4 protein-coding genes are annotated in these 1,865 nt (G+C 47.1%); 1 reads left to right on the forward strand and 3 read right to left on the reverse strand.

The features are described from left to right. On the reverse strand, positions 1-161 hold a 161-nt coding region (locus tag O9332_RS13860), incomplete at its 3' end, for a DUF4277 domain-containing protein (RefSeq protein ID WP_288026049.1). 148 nt (positions 162-309) lie between these two features. On the opposite strand from O9332_RS13860, the gene O9332_RS13865 reads away from it, so the two are divergent. Next, the gene (locus O9332_RS13865) at positions 310-459 is read left to right on the forward strand and encodes an ATP-binding protein (RefSeq protein ID WP_288026045.1); all 150 of its coding nucleotides are present in this window, start codon (positions 310-312) and stop codon (positions 457-459) included. A 54-nt stretch (positions 460-513) separates the two neighbouring features. Here O9332_RS13865 and O9332_RS13870 read toward each other — a convergent pair whose 3' ends face one another. Then, a complete protein-coding gene (locus O9332_RS13870) occupies positions 514-816 on the reverse strand; it encodes a hypothetical protein (protein ID WP_288026047.1) in 303 nt (100 codons plus the stop codon). A 170-nt stretch (positions 817-986) separates the two neighbouring features. After that, complete coding sequence (locus tag O9332_RS13875) at positions 987-1,679, reverse strand: response regulator transcription factor (protein ID WP_002758477.1); 693 nt, start codon at positions 1,677-1,679, stop codon at positions 987-989. Positions 1,680-1,865: the final 186 nt, after the last annotated feature.

Raw genomic sequence — 1,865 nt, forward strand, 5'->3', positions numbered from 1 at the left:
ACGACTTGCCCCGCTGTGACAATTTCTCCTCGCTCAATTGAGACTTGTTCGTTGATAATTTCAACGATTCCTATTTCATCGATAATTCCGGCTACTAATCCCAGATGGTCTAGATTTTTGACTTCAATTTCTGTTGATTGATTCCTGGTCGAACAGTCCACTCGCCTCAGTTTTCCAACAATTCCTATTTTTTCATAATTAGGGTCTCAAGCTCCCCCTAACGGCCACCGAGAAAACCTTCACCAGATAAGTATTTTTACTCAAGTCTCTGGAGGGGGACAGCTTATGTGACAGTTGAGGGTGCGGAATGTGGGTAAAAATGTCCGTCACATCGCCGGGACAGGGTTGGGTTTGGTGGTAGTGCAGAAATGCGTGGAACTACACGGTAGCTCGATCGAAATCGCTAGTATCCCCTGGAATGGAACCACTGTCACGATTTTATTGCCGAAAGTGGCCTGAAAAAAATCGGAGCGAGAATGATTCTCAATCAGGGGAAAACTTCCGGGGAAGAAATTAGGAAACACCACCCAGACGGGCGTATTCTAAAATTGACTGGCTAAGAGCATCGCGATCATCGCGGCTGAGATAATAATTCCGGCCGCCGATATCATTGAGAAATCGCAGTAGGGCAAGACAAGCGGACTCTAGATCCGCCCGGTGTCGGGCAGCCGCTAAAGCTTGTTCAGAGGTGGCATAAACTAGGCAATCGCTAATTCCTTCCCTGCCATCCACTCGCCAACATTGAAAAGAATAACCCTGCATTTCTAGGATCAATTCAATCTGCCAGCCGTGATAGTCAAATCGCGTATAAATCATTTCAAGCAGCCCCTTTTAGGAGAGGAGAGTCACAGGTTTGACCGATCTGATTGTCTAGAAGCCCTGCACCTGTCTAACTTTCTAATTTAACGGGTGATTATGGAAACCCTCTGCAAACTTCGTGCAGATTTCGTGCAGAAATGATTTTGTCTACTGTCCCAAGGCAGATATTACTTTAAACGATAACCGAGACCGTGAACGGTTTCAATAAAGTCTTCCGGCGCACCGAGGGATTTTAGCTTGTGACGAAGACCGCGAATATGGGAAGTAACGGTTTCCTCGGCCGGAGAATCGTCCAAAGACCAAACTCGCTCAATAATACCCGATCGACTTAAGACCCGGCGCCCATGGGTAACAAGTAATTCTAAGAGAGCGAATTCCTTGGGGGTGAGGGAAAGAAGTTGACCGTTATAACTGGCCTCGTGGGTACTGGGATTTAACTGCAACCCCCCCCAAGATAATAAAACACTGCTGGTACTGCTGCCACGTCGGATCAAGGCCCGAATCCGCGCCATTAATTCGCCCAAATCGAAGGGTTTAGTGACATAATCATCGGCCCCTGCGTCTAATCCGTCAATTTTATCGATTACCGTATCCCTTGCGGTTAATAATAGGACGGGAACGGTGGCATTAGCAGAGACGGGATGATGGGATTCCGCTCGTCGCAGACGTTGACAGAGTAAAGTTCCGCTTAATTTGGGCAGGGTGACATCAAGAACTAAAAGGTCATATTTGCCTAATTCTAGCCAATTCCAGCCTTCTTCTCCGTCTCTAGCCACATCGACAACGTATTGTCGCTCGCTCAATGCCTCTCGCAAAATCTCGGCTAGTTGCATATCATCTTCTACTACTAAAATTCGCATGGTCTAGAGTTGACACTCCCGCCGTTAAGCTGACGCTGTGACGGGGGATTCTTGATTCACAGAAACCCGCTTTTGGGTACAAGTACCAACGAGTCTTACAGTTTCTCCCCAAGCTTGAAATTCCGACTGTCCATCGGTATTTGTTGACAGTATTCTCATACCTTCTTCCCTTAAATTCTTGGCTGC

Source organism: Microcystis sp. LE19-10.1B (assembly GCF_027530565.1).
In the GTDB taxonomy this organism is placed as follows: domain Bacteria; phylum Cyanobacteriota; class Cyanobacteriia; order Cyanobacteriales; family Microcystaceae; genus Microcystis; species Microcystis aeruginosa.